Annotated in this window: 15 protein-coding genes; 9 read left to right on the top strand and 6 right to left on the bottom strand. The window is 37.9% G+C overall.

The window, feature by feature from the left end; genetic code table 11:
* Nucleotides 1-3: 3 nt before the first annotated feature.
* Nucleotides 4-1119, top strand: a complete 1116-nt coding sequence (locus tag J2Y40_RS18155) for an efflux RND transporter periplasmic adaptor subunit (RefSeq protein WP_310000585.1) — start codon at nt 4-6, stop codon at nt 1117-1119.
* Nucleotides 1119-4217, top strand: coding sequence for a CusA/CzcA family heavy metal efflux RND transporter (locus tag J2Y40_RS18150; RefSeq protein ID WP_310000583.1), 3099 nt, complete (start codon nt 1119-1121; stop codon nt 4215-4217). The genes J2Y40_RS18155 and J2Y40_RS18150 overlap by 1 nt, the downstream gene beginning before the upstream one ends.
* 61 nt (nt 4218-4278) lie before the next feature.
* Here J2Y40_RS18150 and J2Y40_RS18145 read toward each other — a convergent pair whose 3' ends face one another.
* The 6 genes from J2Y40_RS18145 to J2Y40_RS18120 form a co-directional block, all read right to left on the bottom strand.
* The gene (locus tag J2Y40_RS18145; RefSeq protein WP_310000581.1) at nt 4279-5034 is read right to left on the bottom strand and encodes a DUF5995 family protein; all 756 of its coding nucleotides are present in this window, start codon (nt 5032-5034) and stop codon (nt 4279-4281) included.
* A gap of 100 nt (nt 5035-5134) precedes the next feature.
* Nucleotides 5135-5386 (bottom strand): hypothetical protein, encoded by a 252-nt coding sequence (locus tag J2Y40_RS18140; protein WP_153397600.1) that lies wholly within the window; start codon nt 5384-5386, stop codon nt 5135-5137.
* Between the two features lie 156 nt (nt 5387-5542).
* On the bottom strand, nt 5543-6694 hold the full coding sequence (locus J2Y40_RS18135; protein ID WP_310000579.1) for an alpha/beta hydrolase-fold protein: 1152 nt from the start codon (nt 6692-6694) through the stop codon (nt 5543-5545).
* Nucleotides 6695-6746: 52 nt separating this feature from the next.
* Nucleotides 6747-7217: a YciI family protein gene (locus tag J2Y40_RS18130; RefSeq protein ID WP_310000577.1), complete on the bottom strand. Its 471-nt coding sequence runs from the start codon at nt 7215-7217 to the stop codon at nt 6747-6749.
* A 67-nt stretch (nt 7218-7284) separates the two neighbouring features.
* The gene (gene pncB, locus J2Y40_RS18125) at nt 7285-8463 is read right to left on the bottom strand and encodes a nicotinate phosphoribosyltransferase (RefSeq protein ID WP_153397606.1); all 1179 of its coding nucleotides are present in this window, start codon (nt 8461-8463) and stop codon (nt 7285-7287) included.
* A gap of 92 nt (nt 8464-8555) precedes the next feature.
* Complete coding sequence (locus J2Y40_RS18120) at nt 8556-9032, bottom strand: Dps family protein (protein ID WP_310000574.1); 477 nt, start codon at nt 9030-9032, stop codon at nt 8556-8558.
* Between the two features lie 172 nt (nt 9033-9204).
* On the opposite strand from J2Y40_RS18120, the gene J2Y40_RS18115 reads away from it, so the two are divergent.
* From J2Y40_RS18115 to J2Y40_RS18085, 7 genes are all read left to right on the top strand, one after another.
* A complete protein-coding gene (locus J2Y40_RS18115) occupies nt 9205-10836 on the top strand; it encodes a hypothetical protein (protein ID WP_310000573.1) in 1632 nt (543 codons plus the stop codon).
* A gap of 109 nt (nt 10837-10945) precedes the next feature.
* Nucleotides 10946-11359: a 30S ribosomal protein S12 gene (gene rpsL / locus J2Y40_RS18110; protein WP_002983146.1), complete on the top strand. Its 414-nt coding sequence runs from the start codon at nt 10946-10948 to the stop codon at nt 11357-11359.
* 23 nt (nt 11360-11382) lie between these two features.
* Nucleotides 11383-11859, top strand: a complete 477-nt coding sequence (gene rpsG, locus J2Y40_RS18105; protein ID WP_034677991.1) for a 30S ribosomal protein S7 — start codon at nt 11383-11385, stop codon at nt 11857-11859.
* A 6-nt stretch (nt 11860-11865) separates the two neighbouring features.
* Entirely contained in the window at nt 11866-13983 is a 2118-nt protein-coding gene (gene fusA / locus J2Y40_RS18100) for an elongation factor G (protein WP_153397612.1), read from the top strand.
* 16 nt (nt 13984-13999) lie between these two features.
* Entirely contained in the window at nt 14000-14305 is a 306-nt protein-coding gene (rpsJ, locus tag J2Y40_RS18095) for a 30S ribosomal protein S10 (RefSeq protein WP_002661363.1), read from the top strand.
* A gap of 135 nt (nt 14306-14440) precedes the next feature.
* The gene (locus J2Y40_RS18090; RefSeq protein WP_310000570.1) at nt 14441-15268 is read left to right on the top strand and encodes a GLPGLI family protein; all 828 of its coding nucleotides are present in this window, start codon (nt 14441-14443) and stop codon (nt 15266-15268) included.
* Nucleotides 15269-15409: 141 nt separating this feature from the next.
* The gene (locus tag J2Y40_RS18085) at nt 15410-17629 is read left to right on the top strand and encodes a TonB-dependent siderophore receptor (RefSeq protein ID WP_310000568.1); all 2220 of its coding nucleotides are present in this window, start codon (nt 15410-15412) and stop codon (nt 17627-17629) included.
* The last annotated feature ends 5 nt before the right edge of the window (nt 17630-17634 follow it).

Here is a 17634-nt window from a genome sequence, read left to right as displayed (position 1 = left end):
CCAATGAGAATGAATACGACCAGATATATCGCCATTTTTTATCTATCTGCTTTAGTTGCCCTTACAGGTTGTAAAGATCAGCAGGAGAATAAAGAGGAAGACAAAAGCTACTGCATCAGCAAAGAACTTAAAAAAGATATTCAACTTGTAAAAGCTGAAATCCGTCCTATAGAGGAAAGCATTACACTGACCGGGGAAGTGGAAAGCAATTCAGATAAAACCGTTCCTTTTGTAAGCCTTGTGGACGGAGTGGTTACCGATACTTACTTTTCTTTGGGAGATTATGTGAAAAAAGGGCAGGTGCTGGCCAGTATAAAAAGTACGGCTGTTAATGAAATGCAGGATGATACCCAGACGCTACAGGCCCAACTGGCTGTTGCCAAAAGAAAACTTTCCTCTGTAGAAGCGATGTATAAAGATGATATTGCTTCCCAGAAAGATTTACAGGAGGCAAGATCGGAAGTAGCGATTTTACAGTCCAATATTTCCAAAACTCAGAAAAATATGCAGCTGTATTCGGCGGGAGGAAATACCATTCAGATTAAAGCTCCTGCTGATGGGTATGTTATTTCAAAAAATGTTTCCAAAGGAATGCCTGTTACCGCTGGCGGAGATCCGCTTTTTACGATTTCCAATCTGGATAAAGTCTGGGTAATGGCGAATGTGTATGCTACCAATATGAGAAATGTATACGTAGATCAGCCGGTAGTGGTGAGAACGTTGGCGTACCCGGATGAAAGTTTTTCAGGAAAGATCAATACGATTTCACAGGTTTTCAACGAAAATGAAAGAGTACTGAAGGCGAAAATTATCATGGATAATAATGGAATGAAGCTCAGACCGGGAATGTCCGCGGATATAGTTTTACCTATTCATTCACAAAATAAAAGCGCATTGGCTATTCCTGTTAAAGCCTTAATCTTTGACAATAATCAAAGTTATGTTGTGGTGTATAAAAAAGACTGTGAGCTGGAAATCAGACCTGTGACAGAAGTCGCATCCAACAGCCAGTATATTTATGTGGAAGGAAATCTGAAACCGGGCGAAACCATCATCGCATCCAATGGACTGCTGATTTATGAGAGTCTGAAAAATCAACTAAACAAAGCCGGGAAATAATGCGAAAATTTGTACAGAATATAGTTTCCTTCTCCTTAAAAAACTCACTGATTGTTCTTTTGGGAACTTTCCTGCTGCTGGCCGGAGGAATTTATTCCTATATCCATACCCCGATTGAAGCATTTCCGGATGTTACCAATACCAGAGTAAGAGTGATCACCCAATGGCCGGGAAGAAGTGCCGAAGAAATAGAAAAATTCGTCACTCTGCCGATTTCCAAGGAAATGAATGCGATCCCGAATAAAACATCAGTAAGATCTATTTCTTTGTTCGGGTTATCGGTTGTTACCGTGATTTTTGATGATCATGTTGACGACTTTTATGCCCAGCAGTATGCTTCCAATAAATTAGGGAATGTACAGCTTCCCGGCGGAGCAGAATATAGTATAGAACCTCCATCCGGAGCTACGGGAGAAATTTATCGGTACATCATCAAAAGTAAGCTGCCTATCAAAGAAGTTACTGCTATCCAGGACTGGGTGATCGAAAGAGAATTATTGGCGGTGCCCGGGGTGGCTGATGTGGTGAGTTTTGGAGGAGAAGAAAAAACTTACGAGATAAAGATCAATCCTACGGAACTGCATAATTATGACCTTTCCCCTCTGGATGTGTATGAAGCCGTCTCGAAAAGTAATATTAATGTAGGTGGAGATGTAGTATCGAAAGGAGATCAGGCTTATGTAGTGCGGGGGATCGGTCTTTTAGAAAGTAAAGAGGATATTGAAAACATTCAGATTGAGGTAAAAGGTTCTACACCCATTTTGGTAAAACATGTTGCTGAAGTTAAGGTGTCTGCCAAACCAAGGTTAGGACAGGTAGGATACAACAAAGAGAATGATGTGGTAGAAGGAATTGTGATCATGCTTCGTGGCGAAAACCCGAGTGAAGTGATTGCAAAACTGAAAGAAAGAATAGAACAGCTGAACGGAGGGGAACTTCCCGGAGATGTTCAGATTGAGCCGATCATTGACCGTACAGAATTGGTGAATACAACTGTTCATACTGTTTCCAAAAACCTGATTGAAGGAGTGATCCTGGTTTCCATTATTGTCTTTATATTCCTGTACAACTGGAGAACGACATTTATTGTAGCTTCGGTGATCCCTCTTGCTTTCCTATTTGCTATTATTATGCTGAGAATTCAGGGACTTCCGGCTAACCTTATCTCCATGGGAGCATTGGATTTCGGATTGCTGCTGGAAGGAACGCTGGTTATTGTGGAACATGTCTTTGTAGCCCTCGAACATAAAGCTAAGAAAATTGGTCTCCGGCGGTTTAATAAAATTTCAAAACTTGGAATCATTAAAAGAAGCGCAGGAAGTGTGGCCAGTTACATTTTCTTTGCATTACTGATCCTTATTGTGGCTCTGATGCCGATTTTCTCCTTCCAAAAAGTAGAAGGAAAAATGTTCTCTCCACTGGCATTTACATTAGGATATGCATTGTTAGGATCATTGATTTTGAGTCTGACGTATGTTCCGGCAATGTGTAAGCTTTTGCTGACGAAAAATATAGAAGAAAAGGAAAACTTTATTTCAAGATTCTTCAGAGTGAATATCTACAGGATTTATGAGTTCAGTGACCGTCACAAAAAAGGATTTATCATTGGATTTGTAGCTTTACTGGCAATTTGCGGATGGAGATTTTCCAATTACGGTTCCGAATTCTTACCGAAACTGAATGAAGGAGCCATCTACGTTCGTGCTACCCTTCCCAACAGTGTTAATCTGGATGAATCAGTACGACTTACCAAAGAGATGAAGGAAGCTTTGATGAAATATGATGAAGTAAAATTCATCATGACCCAGACCGGGCGCCCGAATGACGGAACAGATCCTACAGGTTTCTTTAATATTGAATTTAATATCCAGCTGAAACGGGAAAACGAATGGAAGAAAAAAATATCCAAAGAGGAGCTGCTGGAACAAATGAGAATTTCTCTTGAAAAATATCCTGGAATCAACTTTGGTTTCAGTCAGCCGATTCAGGATAATGTGGAAGAATATGTGGCAGGCGTGAAAGCTCCGCTGGTGATCAAGATTTTTGGGAATGATTTATTTCAGCTTGAAAATTATGCTAATCAGGTGGCCAACTCCATCAGAACGGTTCCCGGAATTTCAGATGTCAATGTTTTTAAAAATATTGGGCTTCCGGAACTCAGAATTCAGCTTCATGATTCCAAGATGGCCAAATACGGAGTTTCTACAGCAGATGCACAAGCCGTTATCGAAATGACAATTGGAGGGCAGGCTGCCACCAAGTTCTATGAAAACGAGAGAATGTTTGATGTCATGCTGAGATTTGAAAAGCAATACCGCGATACTCCGGAAAAAATGGGCGATATCCTGATTCCAACCCAGGATAATAAAAAAGTCCCGCTGAAAGAAATCGCAACGATTGATTATCATACTGGGCCGTCATTTATTTACCGTGAAGGAAACAGCCGGTATATCGGGGTAGGATTTAACATTGAAGGCCGTGATCTGGGAAGTACAATCAAAGAAGCGAAGGCTAAAGTTGAAAAAGAAGTGAAGCTTCCGAAAAGTCATAAAATGACGTGGGCCGGAGAATTTGAAAGTAAGGAAAGAGCTGCAAAACAGCTGGCAATGGTTGTTCCTATTTCTTTGGTTCTTATTCTGATGCTGTTGTATTTCAATTTTGGAAATGTAAAAGATACGCTGATTTCTTCCATAACCCTGGCATTTGCATTTATCGGAGGATTTTTATCGCTCTGGTTTACCGGAACTATTTTCGGAATCTCTGCGGGAATTGGTTTTATTATTCTTTTTGGAGTAGCTACCATTGACGGTATCGTTCTGATTGGGGTGATGAAAGAAAATCTGCAAAACAGAATGTCTCTTAAAGAATCCATTGCCCAGGGAGTACAGAGCAGAATCCGTCCGGTAGTGATGATCGCTTTAATGGGATCGATGGGATTGTTGCCGGCAGCCATGTCTAACGGGATGGGATCAGAAATTCAGAAACCGTTAGCCATTATGATTGTAGGTGGTTTGATCATCTGTATGTTATTATCCTTTACCATACTGCCGATTATTTTTCATTACGCTTATCGTAAAAAGCATAAGGAAACCCTATAGTTTCTTTTATTTTGTTCATTCTTTGGCCGGAATCCGTGAGGAAGATTCCGGCCTTTTTATTTTATCCCTTTTTTGTGGATTCCAGGATTTCAATATTTTTAACAATATCACTGCTTTCACATTTTTTAAGCTCCTTTAGAAGAGCCGGAGTAAGAATCTTAGGATTTAAAATCTGTGAGGCTACCTTTGCCGCAGCATAATCTACAATATTAATCACCGATTCTCTAAGGAACAGCGGCGTATTGCAGGTTACCACAGCGGTTGCCCAGGAAGTTTCTCTTGCTTTTGAAATGGCGAAATCCAGAACTGCATTATCTTTTCCATTAGATAGTTTATCAATAAGATCTACGGGATAACATATTTTATTTAAAGAATCCTGAACGTTCTGGTTAATGGAAGCGATAATTATATTGATGGTGTCAAAATCTTTCTTCAAAGGATTGATTTTCCGGTAGGGCATAATGGAAGCCGCAGAAATCCCGAGATCCAGATTGATATGGGCATTCATCCCCAGAAAAATATGCTGTAAAATTAAAAGATTTTTGTTTTTAGACGCTTCAAATGCAGTATACCAGGCATTGGTACATTTCTTTCCTTTCCTGTAGCTTTCGCAAGCCTCCAGATACCTTTGGGCGAAAGCAATGTCAAGAAGAGTCATCCTTGGACCGTCTTCAAACTTTTTCTGTTGGATGCCTTTTAGAACCTGTGCGGTCATAGCCCGGTAGGTGCAGGCAAAATATCCGGCAGGACTTTGATTTTCCTTGCACCAGATGATAATTTCATCCAGTTTTTTCAGAACTTCTTCAATGGTTTTCATGGTGTGGTTTTTATCCGATTAAAGATAATGAAAAAGATAAATACAGAAAGTAAAAAAGCCATCCGTTGGGATCGCTTTCTATATTGGTTTTAATAAAATTCTATGGAAACAGAGGTAGTGGATCAATAGTTCCGATAGGCTCCAGAACCCGTGGCTTACAGTATCCGGTATTGACTTCACATCTTCCGTTGACGCATATATAATCAGTCATGGTGGTTGATCCGTCAGGACATCTGATCATGGCTTCACCGTGGCATCCGCCGTTACACAATATAGGATATAAATACCCTCCGCCTCCGGATATTTCTTTCAGTTCAGTTCTCGAAAGTTTAGATACGTTCATTTTTTTCATGAGATCATTTTTATGAGGTTGTTTTGTATGGTGTTGAAAATGAACATCTAATATAGTTAAAATAAATCACAATTGTGTTATATAATATATTTTTTTGATGCTTTTAAGAGGCAAAAGGCTATTTTTTCCAAATAAGAAAACCCATGTTAGTTGATGTTATTTTGTTATTTCCTGTAATTCTGTTTCTAATTCCTGCTTTTCTTTTTCTGTATACAGTTCAGAATTCACCAAAGAAGTCTTAAATTTTTCAACTGTTTGAAGATAGTTCTGTTTTAGTTGAATTTGAGCTTTTATGATATATAAAAAACCTTGTGAGAAATTGGGGTAAGTATCCAACAATATTTGCCAGGCTTGAATGGCTTTGTCGTATTGTTTTTCATTATAAAAAAACCATCCCTTACCATTTAAGACTCCAATTGAAAAATTGAGTTTGGTTCCGTAGCTGGATACTATTTTTTGCTCAAGAGATTTTTTAATACTTAAATCTTTTTGCCTAGTGGATGAATATTCTGCCTGAATAGCAGACCATTCTTCAAATAGATCATAAAGTGCAGTATTTATTAATAAACCAGGCGTTGCATTGTGATCAGCTGCTTTAAAGCGATACCCTTTAATATCTAAAAAAGGATTAGGAATATTCTTTTTTATAACAGAATCCATCTTAGCAAAATCTTCAGGATAATCGTTACCAATTCCGAAGCGATAATATTTTTTGGATGTATATGAAAGACTGTTCATTTTGCTTATTGAATCCGTTAAATCAATATTTTTCTGAAAGAAAAAAGGACTCATGGAAATTACACCGTTCAAATCATTGATCCTTGTACTAAAAAGGGAAGTTGTGAAATAGCCATATCTTGAATGACCAATTAATATCCTGAATTTTGAAGCCTTGTACTCTTTTTCGGCAAGAGGGATAAGTTCCTCAAAAATGAATTTTTCATTTTCAAGGGCAAGTCCGCTTGGATCAGAGGTTTTGTACTGTGTTTCATTATAGCGGTAACGTTGTTCAGATTCCACGCTGATTATTACAGATGATGGCATCTGTTCATTACTTGTAAGATAATCAATGGTATTGATGATATAATTATGACTTCTTTTGTTTTGCCTGTCGAATACAATAATTAATGGGAAATTGTTTTTTATTCCATTTTGCCACTCTACCGGAACGGTTACAGAAATTTTTTTTCCAAACCCAAGATTTTTAGAGTGGATGGTGGTGTCTTTCAGCTTTTTATATCTTTCATAGTTTTGTGCAAATAAGGTTGTCGTAAGTAAAATAAAAAGTAAGGCAAATCTTTTTGGCATGTCGGTTTAATTTAAATATTAGATGAAGCCCATATTGATGAATCTTGGATTCTTATGGATTTTCCTTCGAGATTTCCTTATGATGCTTCAGGTATAAAGGCAGGGCCGCAGATCCATACCATGGAAAAATCTCATAACCAAAAACACCGGCCTGTACTGCGGGATCTGTTTTTACCCATTGTTCGGCTTCTTCTTTAGACTTTGTATTGAAAATAAACATACCGCGGTAGTTTTCTTTATTCTTTTCTAAAAAAGGTCCCGCTACAATAATCTTTCCCTCATCGGCAAGTCTGGTGATATTTCCCATGTGTCCTTTCATCAGTTCTCCCATTTTGGCTTTGTCTTCAATTTTAGCGGTTCCCGTGGTCAGCATAACAATGGTATAGGCCTTCATCCCGTATTGGTCCGCGCCTAAAGAAGTTGCCAATTCCTGATTGAATTTTACTTTTTCTTTATTCTTCTCCTGAGCGAAGGATAAGGTAGTCATCAAAATACTAAGGGTTATAAAAAATTTTAATTTCATAGATGTTTAATTATAATGTGAATAGCTGAAATCTGGCATCTTATGTCTGAAATCTAATATCTAAGTTCTAATCTTTTATTCTTAAAAATTCTTTAGCCAGCTCAATCATTTTAGGATCTCCGGTGTATTTTCCGTGCTCATCAGACAGTTTTACCGTAGGAATCCATTCCTGGTTCGGAGCCTGAACGCCGATTAGCTTCATAACGATATTCATTGGTTTTAGACCAACATCATTAGTAAGATTCGTTCCTATTCCGAAAGAGATTCCTATTTTCCCTCTGCAGTAGTTGGTAATTTCTGCCACTTTTTCAAGATTCAGGGCATCTGAGAAAATAATGTATTTAAACATAGGATTGATGCCGTTTTTCTGATAATGGGCAATGGTTTTATCTGCAAATTCCAACGGATCACCGCTGTCGTGGCGTACCCCATCAAACAGTTTTGCAAATTTCTTGTCAAATTGCTGGAAGAATACATCCGTAGTGTAAGTATCAGACAGTGCTACTCCAAGATCACCTCTGTACACATCTACCCAATGTTCCAGAGCCAGTTCATTCGCCATTTTAAATCCGTATTCTGCGGCGTGAAACATAAACCATTCATGAGCGTGGGTTCCGATGGGTTTTACTCCGTATTTCATCGCAAAATGAACGTTTGAACTTCCGATAAATGTAGAATCTCTTTTCTGTGTCAGGGCTTCCATAACCAGATTCTGTACCTTATAAGAATGTCTTCTTCTCGTCCCGAATTCAGCGAAAGTTACTCCAAGTTTTCCCAGTGAATCCGCTTTCTCAATGGTTTTGCTCATCACTTCTTCGTTGGAATCCCTTTCCATGTGGTTCATCTCATAATGAAGTTCGCTGATCAGAGCTAATAACGGAACTTCCCAGAGAATCGTTCTGTACCATAGCCCTTCAACGGTTACGCTGAGGTCATTTCCTTCCTGATGAATCTTTACTTCAGATGGATCATAATGGTAGCCTTCCAGAAAATCGAGGTAAGGAAGGTCAATGTACGGGCAGGTCTTTGCCATGAATTTTTTTTCGTCTTTTGTCAGCTTTAATTCTGCCATTTTATTGACGGCTTCTTTCAGTGCTGCATCAAAGCCCGGCGGGAAATGATGTTTTCCCCTGTTGATGAATTCATATTTTACAATGGAATTCGGAAATAATTTTACCACCGCATTCTGCATGGTTATTTTATAGAAATCGTTATCTAAGATAGAGTTTAATCGAACGTCGTGCATAATATGTGTAATTTTAACGCAAATATAATCATTAAAAATAAAAATCGTCTAAATGTAAGACGATTTTTTATTATTCGGATGATTTTTGCAGGTTACTTCCCTAAATAAGAGTTGTACATCCATACTTCTTTTTCCTGTTCTGTGATGTAGTCGCTCATCTGGGAATTAGTTCCTTCATCTCCTGCTTTATCCGTAATATCCAGAAGCTCTCTCTGAAGATCAATAACCACTTTGAATGAATTTAAGATAAGTTCAACGCTTTTTGCTGCATCAGTCACTTCTTTGCTTTCTTTAATAGTAGCCACTTTAAGGTAATCGGAATAATTATGAGCAGGAGTTGCTCCCAGCGTAAGGATCCTTTCCGCAATCTCATCAATCTTTAATACCAGGCTGTTGTAAAGTTCCTCAAACTTCGGGTGAAGGGTAAAGAACTGATCTCCTTTGATATTCCAGTGCGAACCTCTTGTATTCTGGTAGAACACGGAATAGTTGGCTAGAAGAGTGTTTAATTTTTCTGAAATGTTTTTACAGTCGGCTTCTTTCAGGCCGATAATGCTTGCATTTTTCATACGTTTATTTTTTATACTAACAAATTTAGAAAATATTGTGCCGAAAAGCCCTTATTACCAATAGATGATAACTATAAGAAAATGTTTTAAAATAGTTTGGAAATATGAGCCGAAAAGAAAAATACAGAGGTAAGGAGAAACAATTTCTTTCTTAAATATCAGTTTACACCACATGATGCTTATCTTTGATGACTTTATACCTGGTTTTAAAATGAAATCATTCCGAAATATAGGATTACGAAGCTTTCTGATGTCTTTTGCTGTCTTTTTTACGGTCTCTTTACTGTACTATATCAGTTCAGTTCTGAAAACAGACGGACATTATGTATATCTTCTGGATGATGCTTACATTCATCTTGCAATGGCGAAGAATTTTGCATTGTATGAAGTCTGGGGAATGACCAGGTATCAGTTTTCCTCCACTTCTTCATCGCCTCTTTTTACCTATATGCTTAGTGTTCTGATTGAGATTTTTGGAGACAATGATCAGATTCCTTTGTACTTTAATGCAGCTTTCAGTATTGGTATCCTTTATTTTCTTTCCATATATTATGGGGATATTCTCAAGGAGGTAAAAAGAACCGTTTTAGCGGTACTCTTTACTGTATTTTTCATTGTTCTTCCGCTGCATTTCCTTTCGGGAATGGAGCACGTCTTTCAGATATTCCTTTTTGTAATTAATATTTTCTGCTTTTATCGGCGGGACCAGAACAAGGCTGCGGAATACGGCTTTTATTTCAGCCTTTTATTGATGGGACTGATCCGTTTTGAAAGTATGTTCTATTTTGTGATTCTGGCTGTTATGTTTGCTGTTATAAAGAAGTGGAAGGAGGTGGTGCTGGTTTTAGTGTTGGGATTAATGCCTATTACTGTATTTTGTGCTTTCAACTACCAGCAGGACGGCTACTTTTTCCCCAATTCCGTGATTGTAAAAGGAACAAAGTTGAGTTTTGATTCCAATATAGTGTACCAGCTTAAAGTCATTCTGCTGGATAATTTTCTGCTGAATATCAGTTTTTATAAAGTGGGTGTTTTCCCTGTTTTACTGTCCCTTATTTTTATTTACAGGGATTTCAAAACGAAAACATTTAAAAAAGTATTGGAAGATAACTTCCTTCTGATTGTATTTTCCCTGCTAATGATTTGTCACTCCATGTTTGCAGATCTGAAAGGGCTTTTCCGTTATGAAGCCTATATTCTTACAGGATTCTGTATGGTTCTGATACCAAAGCTTAAAGGATTGTTTTTCGATTTTACCCATTATATTAAAAAAGAAAGGATAATCAGTGTATTCATTGCTGCAAATGCTGTACTTCTTATATATAAAGGAAGTGTTGCCCATAAAGTGATGAATAACGGAGGGAAGAATATTTATGAACAGCAGGTGCAGTCTGCGAAATTTCTGAATCAGTTTTATAACAGCTCTAAAGTGGTTGCTAATGATATTGGCGCGGTAAGCTATTATACGGATATTCATTTGCTGGATATTGCCGGACTCGGATCGGTGGAAACCGTTCCTTTTAATGAAAACAAAGGAAAGTTTGACAAGAGGTTTGAAGATTTTCTTGCCCGATATTGTTTTGAGAATAAATATGATCTTGCAATAGTATATGAAGGCTGGCTTCAAGGGCATGTTCCTCCACACTGGAAAAAAGCAGCGGTCCTGAAGATAGGAGAGAAGATAACCGTAGCAAGACATGAAGTATCTGTTTATTCTATCAATGAAAAGAATCTGGAACAGCTGAAACAAAATATCAGAAAATTTAACTGGAATAAAAACGTTACCGTCACAATCACCGAATAAATGTAAGTGTCTGTTAATTAATTTTTAATAAAAAAGATTATTTGCAGATAACTGCTTGTTAATTAAAAAAAAATTATTATTTTTGCACCCTAAAATAAAAAGCAATTAAATGCCTACTATTCAACAATTAGTAAGAAAAGGAAGAGCCACGCTTGCCAAGAAGAGCAAATCGGCTGCCCTTGATTCTTGTCCACAAAGACGTGGTGTATGTACGAGAGTATATACTACTACACCGAAGAAACCTAACTCTGCACTTAGAAAAGTAGCAAGGGTAAGACTTTCTAACGGTAAAGAAGTGAATGCCTATATCCCGGGCGAAGGACATAATCTTCAAGAGCACTCGATAGTATTGGTTAGAGGCGGAAGGGTGAAAGACCTACCGGGAGTACGTTACCACATCGTAAGAGGTGCATTAGATACCGCTGGTGTAAATGGAAGAACTCAGAGAAGATCTAAGTACGGAGCTAAGAGACCTAAACCAGGACAAGCAGCTGCTGCTCCTGCAAAAGGAAAGAAAAAATAATCATTAAATAAGGTACAAAAGCAATGAGAAAGACAAAAGCGAAAAAAAGACCGTTGTTACCAGATCCAAAGTTTAATGATCAATTGGTAACGAGATTCGTAAACAACTTGATGCTTGACGGTAAGAAGTCAATCGCATTCAAAATATTCTATGATGCATTAGATATCGTAGAAACTAAAAAAGGAGAAACGGAAAAAACTGCCCTTGAAATCTGGAAAGATGCACTTACAAATGTAATGCCTCACGTAGAAGTACGTTCTAGAAGAGTAGGTGGAGCTAACTTCCAAATTCCTATGCCAATCAGAGCTGACAGAAAAATTTCTATGGCAATGAAATGGTTAATTAGCTACTCTAAAAAGAGAAATGATAAGTCTATGGCTTTGAAATTAGCTAATGAAGTAGTAGCTGCTTCAAGAGAAGAAGGTGCTGCTTTCAAAAAGAAATCTGATACTCACAAAATGGCGGAAGCTAACAAGGCTTTCTCACACTTTAAATTCTAATTAGAAATGAGTAGAGATCTTAAATTTACAAGAAATATTGGTATTGCCGCTCACATTGATGCTGGTAAAACTACTACTACAGAAAGAATCTTATTCTATACAGGTGTAAACCATAAAATTGGAGAAGTTCACGATGGTGCTTCTACAATGGACTGGATGGAGCAGGAAGCAGAAAGAGGGATTACTATTACTTCTGCTGCAACTACTTGTTCTTGGAACTTTCCAACAGATCAGGGAAAACCTGTTGCAGACACTAAACCTTACCACTTCAACATTATCGATACACCGGGACACGTTGACTTCACTGTAGAAGTAAACAGATCTTTAAGAGTATTGGATGGATTGGTATTCTTATTCTCAGCAGTAGATGGAGTAGAGCCTCAGTCTGAAACAAACTGGAGACTTGCTGACAACTACAAAGTTGCTAGAATGGGATTCGTAAACAAAATGGACAGACAGGGTGCTGACTTCCTTAACGTGGTAAACCAGGTTAAAGATATGTTAGGATCTAACGCGGTTCCAATCGTTTTACCAATCGGTGCTGAAGAAGATTTCAAAGGTGTTGTTGACTTAATTAAAAACAGAGCGATCATCTGGGATGAAGCAGGACAAGGAGCTACTTTCGAAGTAGTGCCAATTCCTGAAGACATGAAAGATGAAGTTCTTGAATATAGAGAGAAACTTGTAGAAGCTGTTTCTGAGTATGACGAAACTTTGATGGAGAAATTCTTTGAAGATCCGGATTCAATTACAGAAGAAGAAATCAATGCTGCATTGAGAGCTGCTACTATCGATTTATCTATTATCCCAATGACTTGTGGTTCTTCATTCAAGAACAAAGGAGTACAGTTTATGTTGGATGCAGTATGTAAATACTTGCCTTCTCCATTGGATAAAGATGATATCAAAGGTACTGATCCAAGAACTGACGCTGAAATCACAAGAAAACCATCTGTAGATGAGCCTTTCGCAGCTTTAGCATTTAAGATTGCTACTGACCCGTTCGTGGGAAGATTAGCATTCTTCAGAGCATACTCTGGAAGACTTGATGCAGGTTCTTATATCTTGAACACGCGTTCAGGAGATAAAGAAAGAATCTCAAGAATCTATCAGATGCACGCTAATAAGCAGAATCCAGTAGAATATATTGAAGCTGGTGATATTGGTGCTGCGGTAGGATTCAAATCTATCAAAACTGGTGATACAATGTGTGACGAGAAAAACCCAATCGTTCTTGAATCGATGGTTTTCCCTGATCCGGTAATTGGTATCGCTGTTGAGCCTAAAACTAAAGCTGACCAGGATAAAATGGGTAACGCTCTAGCTAAATTGGCTGAAGAAGATCCAACGTTTACAGTGAGAACTGATGAAGCTTCTGGACAAACGATTATCTCTGGTATGGGTGAGCTTCACTTGGATATCATTGTAGACCGTATGAGAAGAGAATTCAAAGTTGAAGTAAACCAAGGACAACCTCAGGTAGAGTACAAAGAAAACTTAACAAAAGTTGCCAGCCACAGAGAAGTTTACAAAAAGCAATCTGGAGGTAAAGGTAAATTTGCTGATATTGTATTTGAACTAGGACCTGCAGACGAAGGTAAAGTTGGTTTAGAATTCATCAATGAGATCAAAGGTGGTAACGTTCCTAGAGAATTTGTTCCTGCCATTGAAAAAGGCTTTAAAGCTGCAATGAAGAACGGTCCTTTGGCTGGTTTCGAAGTTGAAGGTATTAAAGTGGTTCTTAAAGACGGATCTTTCCACGCGGTGGATTCTGATGCTCTTTCCTTTGAAATGGCTGCTAAGTTAGGATTTAAAGAAGCGGGACGTGCTGCTAAGCCAGTAATTATGGAGCCTATTATGAAACTGGAAGTTGTAACTCCGGAAGAATATATGGGTAACATCATTGGTGACCTTAACAAGAGAAGAGGTACCATCAGTGGTCAGGAAGAGAAAAATGGAGCTATTGTAATCAAAGGTTCTGTTCCACTTTCTGAAATGTTTGGATATGTAACAACTCTAAGAACACTTTCATCAGGAAGAGCTACATCTTCTATGGAATTAGAGAAGTACCAGGCTACTCCACAAAACGTTGCTGAAGATATCATCGCTAAAGCAAAAGGTTAATTTTTAAATTAAAGAAATGTCACAAAGAATCAGAATAAAACTAAAATCTTACGATTACAACTTGGTAGACAAGTCTGCTGAGAAAATCGTAAAAACGGTAAAGGCTACTGGTGCTGTTGTAAACGGACCAATTCCATTGCCAACGAATAAGAGAATCTTCACAGTGTTGAGATCTCCGCACGTAAACAAGAAAGCAAGAGAGCAGTTCCAGTTATCAGCTCACAAGAGACTAATGGATATCTACTCTTCTTCTTCTAAGACTGTTGATGCTCTAATGAAATTAGAACTTCCTTCAGGTGTAGATGTAGAAATTAAAGTGTGATAACTGCATACTTTGCAATGATTATAGAATCCGTTCCTTTTTAGGAACGGATTTTTTGCTTCCAATTTTTAAAAAGATTCTTATATCTTTAGCGGGATTCATAAATTATCGATATTTTTGGCTCAAACTTTTACCGTGAAAAAACTCTTCTTCTTCTTATTTCCTTTACTGTTTAGTGCACAGACACATCGCTTTGTTTACCTGTTTCAATATAAAAAAGATTCATTGGCACAAGATTTTACTAAAGCCAATATGATTCTGGACGTTAATCCTGATGATGTCAAATTTTATCCTTACTCTTACGCTCAAACAGATTCTCTGAATACTATCCGTGGCCAGAAAAGATCAAGATGGGATGATGATCTTCCTGCCATTATCAGGAAGAAGGATTCTTTTGAAAATACTTCATTGATTTTGCTGAATGATTTTTTTTCTTTAAAATCAACGGATAAAATGAACTGGAAGCTTTTAAGTGATACAAAAGTTGACGGACAGTATAATTTGCAGAAAGCAACCACAAATTTTGGAGGCAGACAATGGATCGCTTGGTTCTGCAAAGACATCAATTTAAGCGAAGGACCCTATAAGTTCCGTGGGCTTCCGGGGCTCATCTTTGAAATAGAAGACAGCAACAGGAATTATATTTTTAAACTGGCTAAAAGTATGAAGTTTCCCAAGACTTATGAAACCCCGTTCCTGGAGAGTTTTATTGGAAAGAAACCTCTTCTTGTGACGGAGAAGATCATTGCAAAAAAGCAGCTGGAACTCTACAATGATCCACTGCATGATGTTGCAGAAGCATTCAAATCAAATACCAATCCCGACAATACATTTTATGTTTTAGGAGTACAGATCAAAAGTTTGGACCAGTTAAAAGGAATGTCTGATGAAAGAAGAAAAATGATGCTCAAAGAAAACAATCCCATCGAAATTGATAAAGCCGTAAAATATCCTTTGAATTAAAGAAAATAGAAATACCCGATTACAACCCTCCTTTTCACAGGAGGGCTTTTTTATGCCGAAATATCTGAAAAGTGAGATATATCAGATTGAATTGTTTATTTAGAATTAATAAAAATAACTAAATTCGCCAAAAATTATCAGATGAATAAAGTAGTATCCTTTTCTCTGCTTGTACTGGGTGGGGTTTTTGTAAACGCACAGCAAGTGAATGATTCTATTAAAAAATCAAAAGAAATTGACGAGGTAGAATTGTTCGGTGAAAAAAAGAAACAGCCGGCAGGACTTGAAACGGTAACCAGGCTCCCTTTGAAAACCAGAGATCAGATCCAAAGTATTTCTGTTATTTCCCATAAGGCCATTGAAGAATTAGGAGCACTTACGGTAACTGATGTTGCCAAAAATGTACCGGGTGTTACCCTATTTTCAAGCTATGGTGGAGGAAACGAAAGTATGTCAATTAGAGGTTATAGAGGAGTTCCTGTTTTAAAAAATGGAGTTCAGATGGATTCTGACTTCCGTACTGCAGGAATGATTACCGATATGCAGGGAGTTGAGAATATTCAGGTTCTGAAAGGTTCGGCAGCAGTTACCCAGGGAATAGGTGACGGGCTGGGATCAGCAGGAGGGGTAATCAATGTAGTAACAAAGAAACCTAACTTTATCAATAGCGGTAATATCGGTTTTAGATATGGAAGCTGGGATTTTTACAGACCGACTGTAGATGTTCAGAGGGTTTTAGATTCTCAGGGAAGAGTTGCTGTAAGATTTAATGGTGCCTATCAGAATAATAACTCTTTCAGATCTCATGTAGAAGGTGAAAGAATTTACATTAACCCATCAGTCGCTTTCCGTCCGGATGATAAAACTCAAATTGTTGTTGAGCTGGATTATCTTCACGATAAACGTACACCGGACAGAGGAACCATCAATCTTGCGGACGCTAATGTGGAAGCTCTTTATAAGATGCCTAAAGGAGCATTCCTAGGATATACAACCGACTTTACAAAAGTTCAGTCATTTAACTTTTCTACAACAGCAGAAAGAAAACTTACTGACAAATTGAAGCTGAGAGCAGCTTTTATTTCAGCAGAAAGAGAGGTAAACAGTGAAGCTTCATCTATTGCCCATGCCAAAAATACTCCCTGGACAGAACGTTACAGAACAATTGGGAAAAGCAGAAGCATTGATGCTAATAAAGTATTTCAGGCAGATTTCATAGGACAGGATATTCAGACCGGATTTATTAAACATACATTCCAGGTTGGGGTAGATTGGAAAGAAAGTGAAGTAACGACCTACGCCTTTAATGCCTATAAAAACTCTATAACAGCAGCAAACATTATTAATGCTGGTAATCCGCTTGATTCTTTTGATGTAATGCAGGGGATTTCAAATACTTTACCTGTCAATGTATTGTATCAGCAGTCTAAAGATCCGGGAGTGGTGAAAACACCAACTTTTGGGGCTATGGCACAGAATGTAATGTCTTTTGGTAAATATTTTAAAGTGCATGCCGGTATCCGATACAGCATGGTAAACGGATCTGATAAAAGTACAAGTAACGCATGGAATCCATCATTTGGATTAATGTTCTTCCCTATGGAAAACCTTAATGTTTTTGGATCATATACTACCACTACATCATTGAGAACAGTTAACAATGTTCTTTTATCCGGAGGAACAGTAGGTCCTTCTACAACTAAACAGTGGGAAGCCGGAATTAAATCAGACTGGTTTAATGAACGTCTTAGATTCAATGTTACCCTATTTGATATTAAGACAGATCATCTTTCATTTACAATTCTTGATGAAAACTATAACCCTGTTGTAATCGACAAACAGACCATGTATGGTCTGGCAGGAAACCTTAGAAGAAAAGGAGTTGAAGTAGAGCTTATCGGTAGAATTTTACCAAACCTTCAGGTAATGTCCGGATGGGCTTATCTGGATGCTCAATATGAAGACAGCCCGGCTTACGTTAATGGGTCTGCACCAATGAATGCACCTAAGCATACTGCGAACGGTTGGTTAAATTATAAATTCAATACAGGAGCTTTAACGGGGCTTGATGTAGGAGCAGGAATTTACTATGTAGGTAAAAGACCGGTTGATGAATGGACGCAAAAAACCTTTACTGCAGGCCATGCAAATAGTGTAAAGCCAGGGGAAAAACCTTTTGATATGCCGGAATATACTACGGTAGATGCTCAGGTGGGTTATACCCTTAAAAATGGTATTGGTATGAGGGTATTCTTCAATAATATCTTTGATGCAGTAGGATATAGCTCTTACTTCAGAGGAGGATATATCGATCAGATTCAGCCTAGAAACTTTGCCGTTCAGGTCAACTATAAATTCTAATCAAA

The organism is Chryseobacterium sp. 2987, from assembly GCF_031456375.1.
GTDB classification, from domain to species: Bacteria; Bacteroidota; Bacteroidia; order Flavobacteriales; family Weeksellaceae; genus Chryseobacterium; species Chryseobacterium vaccae.
Note: the sequence above shows the minus strand (reverse complement) of the source record. Positions and strands in the feature narration are given on the sequence as shown.

Excerpts from the sequence above, each read along its gene's own strand:
- J2Y40_RS18155 (WP_310000585.1), top strand. The coding sequence starts at position 4 with ATGAGAATGAATACGACCAGATATATCGCCATTTTTTATCTATCTGCT.
- J2Y40_RS18150 (WP_310000583.1), top strand. The coding sequence starts at position 1,119 with ATGCGAAAATTTGTACAGAATATAGTTTCCTTCTCCTTAAAAAACTCA.
- J2Y40_RS18145 (WP_310000581.1), bottom strand. The coding sequence starts at position 5,034 with ATGAAAACCATTGAAGAAGTTCTGAAAAAACTGGATGAAATTATCATC.
- J2Y40_RS18140 (WP_153397600.1), bottom strand. The coding sequence starts at position 5,386 with ATGAAAAAAATGAACGTATCTAAACTTTCGAGAACTGAACTGAAAGAA.
- J2Y40_RS18135 (WP_310000579.1), bottom strand. The coding sequence starts at position 6,694 with ATGCCAAAAAGATTTGCCTTACTTTTTATTTTACTTACGACAACCTTA.
- J2Y40_RS18130 (WP_310000577.1), bottom strand. The coding sequence starts at position 7,217 with ATGAAATTAAAATTTTTTATAACCCTTAGTATTTTGATGACTACCTTA.
- pncB (WP_153397606.1), bottom strand. The coding sequence starts at position 8,463 with ATGCACGACGTTCGATTAAACTCTATCTTAGATAACGATTTCTATAAA.
- J2Y40_RS18120 (WP_310000574.1), bottom strand. The coding sequence starts at position 9,032 with ATGAAAAATGCAAGCATTATCGGCCTGAAAGAAGCCGACTGTAAAAAC.
- J2Y40_RS18115 (WP_310000573.1), top strand. The coding sequence starts at position 9,205 with ATGATGCTTATCTTTGATGACTTTATACCTGGTTTTAAAATGAAATCA.
- rpsL (WP_002983146.1), top strand. The coding sequence starts at position 10,946 with ATGCCTACTATTCAACAATTAGTAAGAAAAGGAAGAGCCACGCTTGCC.
- rpsG (WP_034677991.1), top strand. The coding sequence starts at position 11,383 with ATGAGAAAGACAAAAGCGAAAAAAAGACCGTTGTTACCAGATCCAAAG.
- fusA (WP_153397612.1), top strand. The coding sequence starts at position 11,866 with ATGAGTAGAGATCTTAAATTTACAAGAAATATTGGTATTGCCGCTCAC.
- rpsJ (WP_002661363.1), top strand. The coding sequence starts at position 14,000 with ATGTCACAAAGAATCAGAATAAAACTAAAATCTTACGATTACAACTTG.
- J2Y40_RS18085 (WP_310000568.1), top strand. The coding sequence starts at position 15,410 with ATGAATAAAGTAGTATCCTTTTCTCTGCTTGTACTGGGTGGGGTTTTT.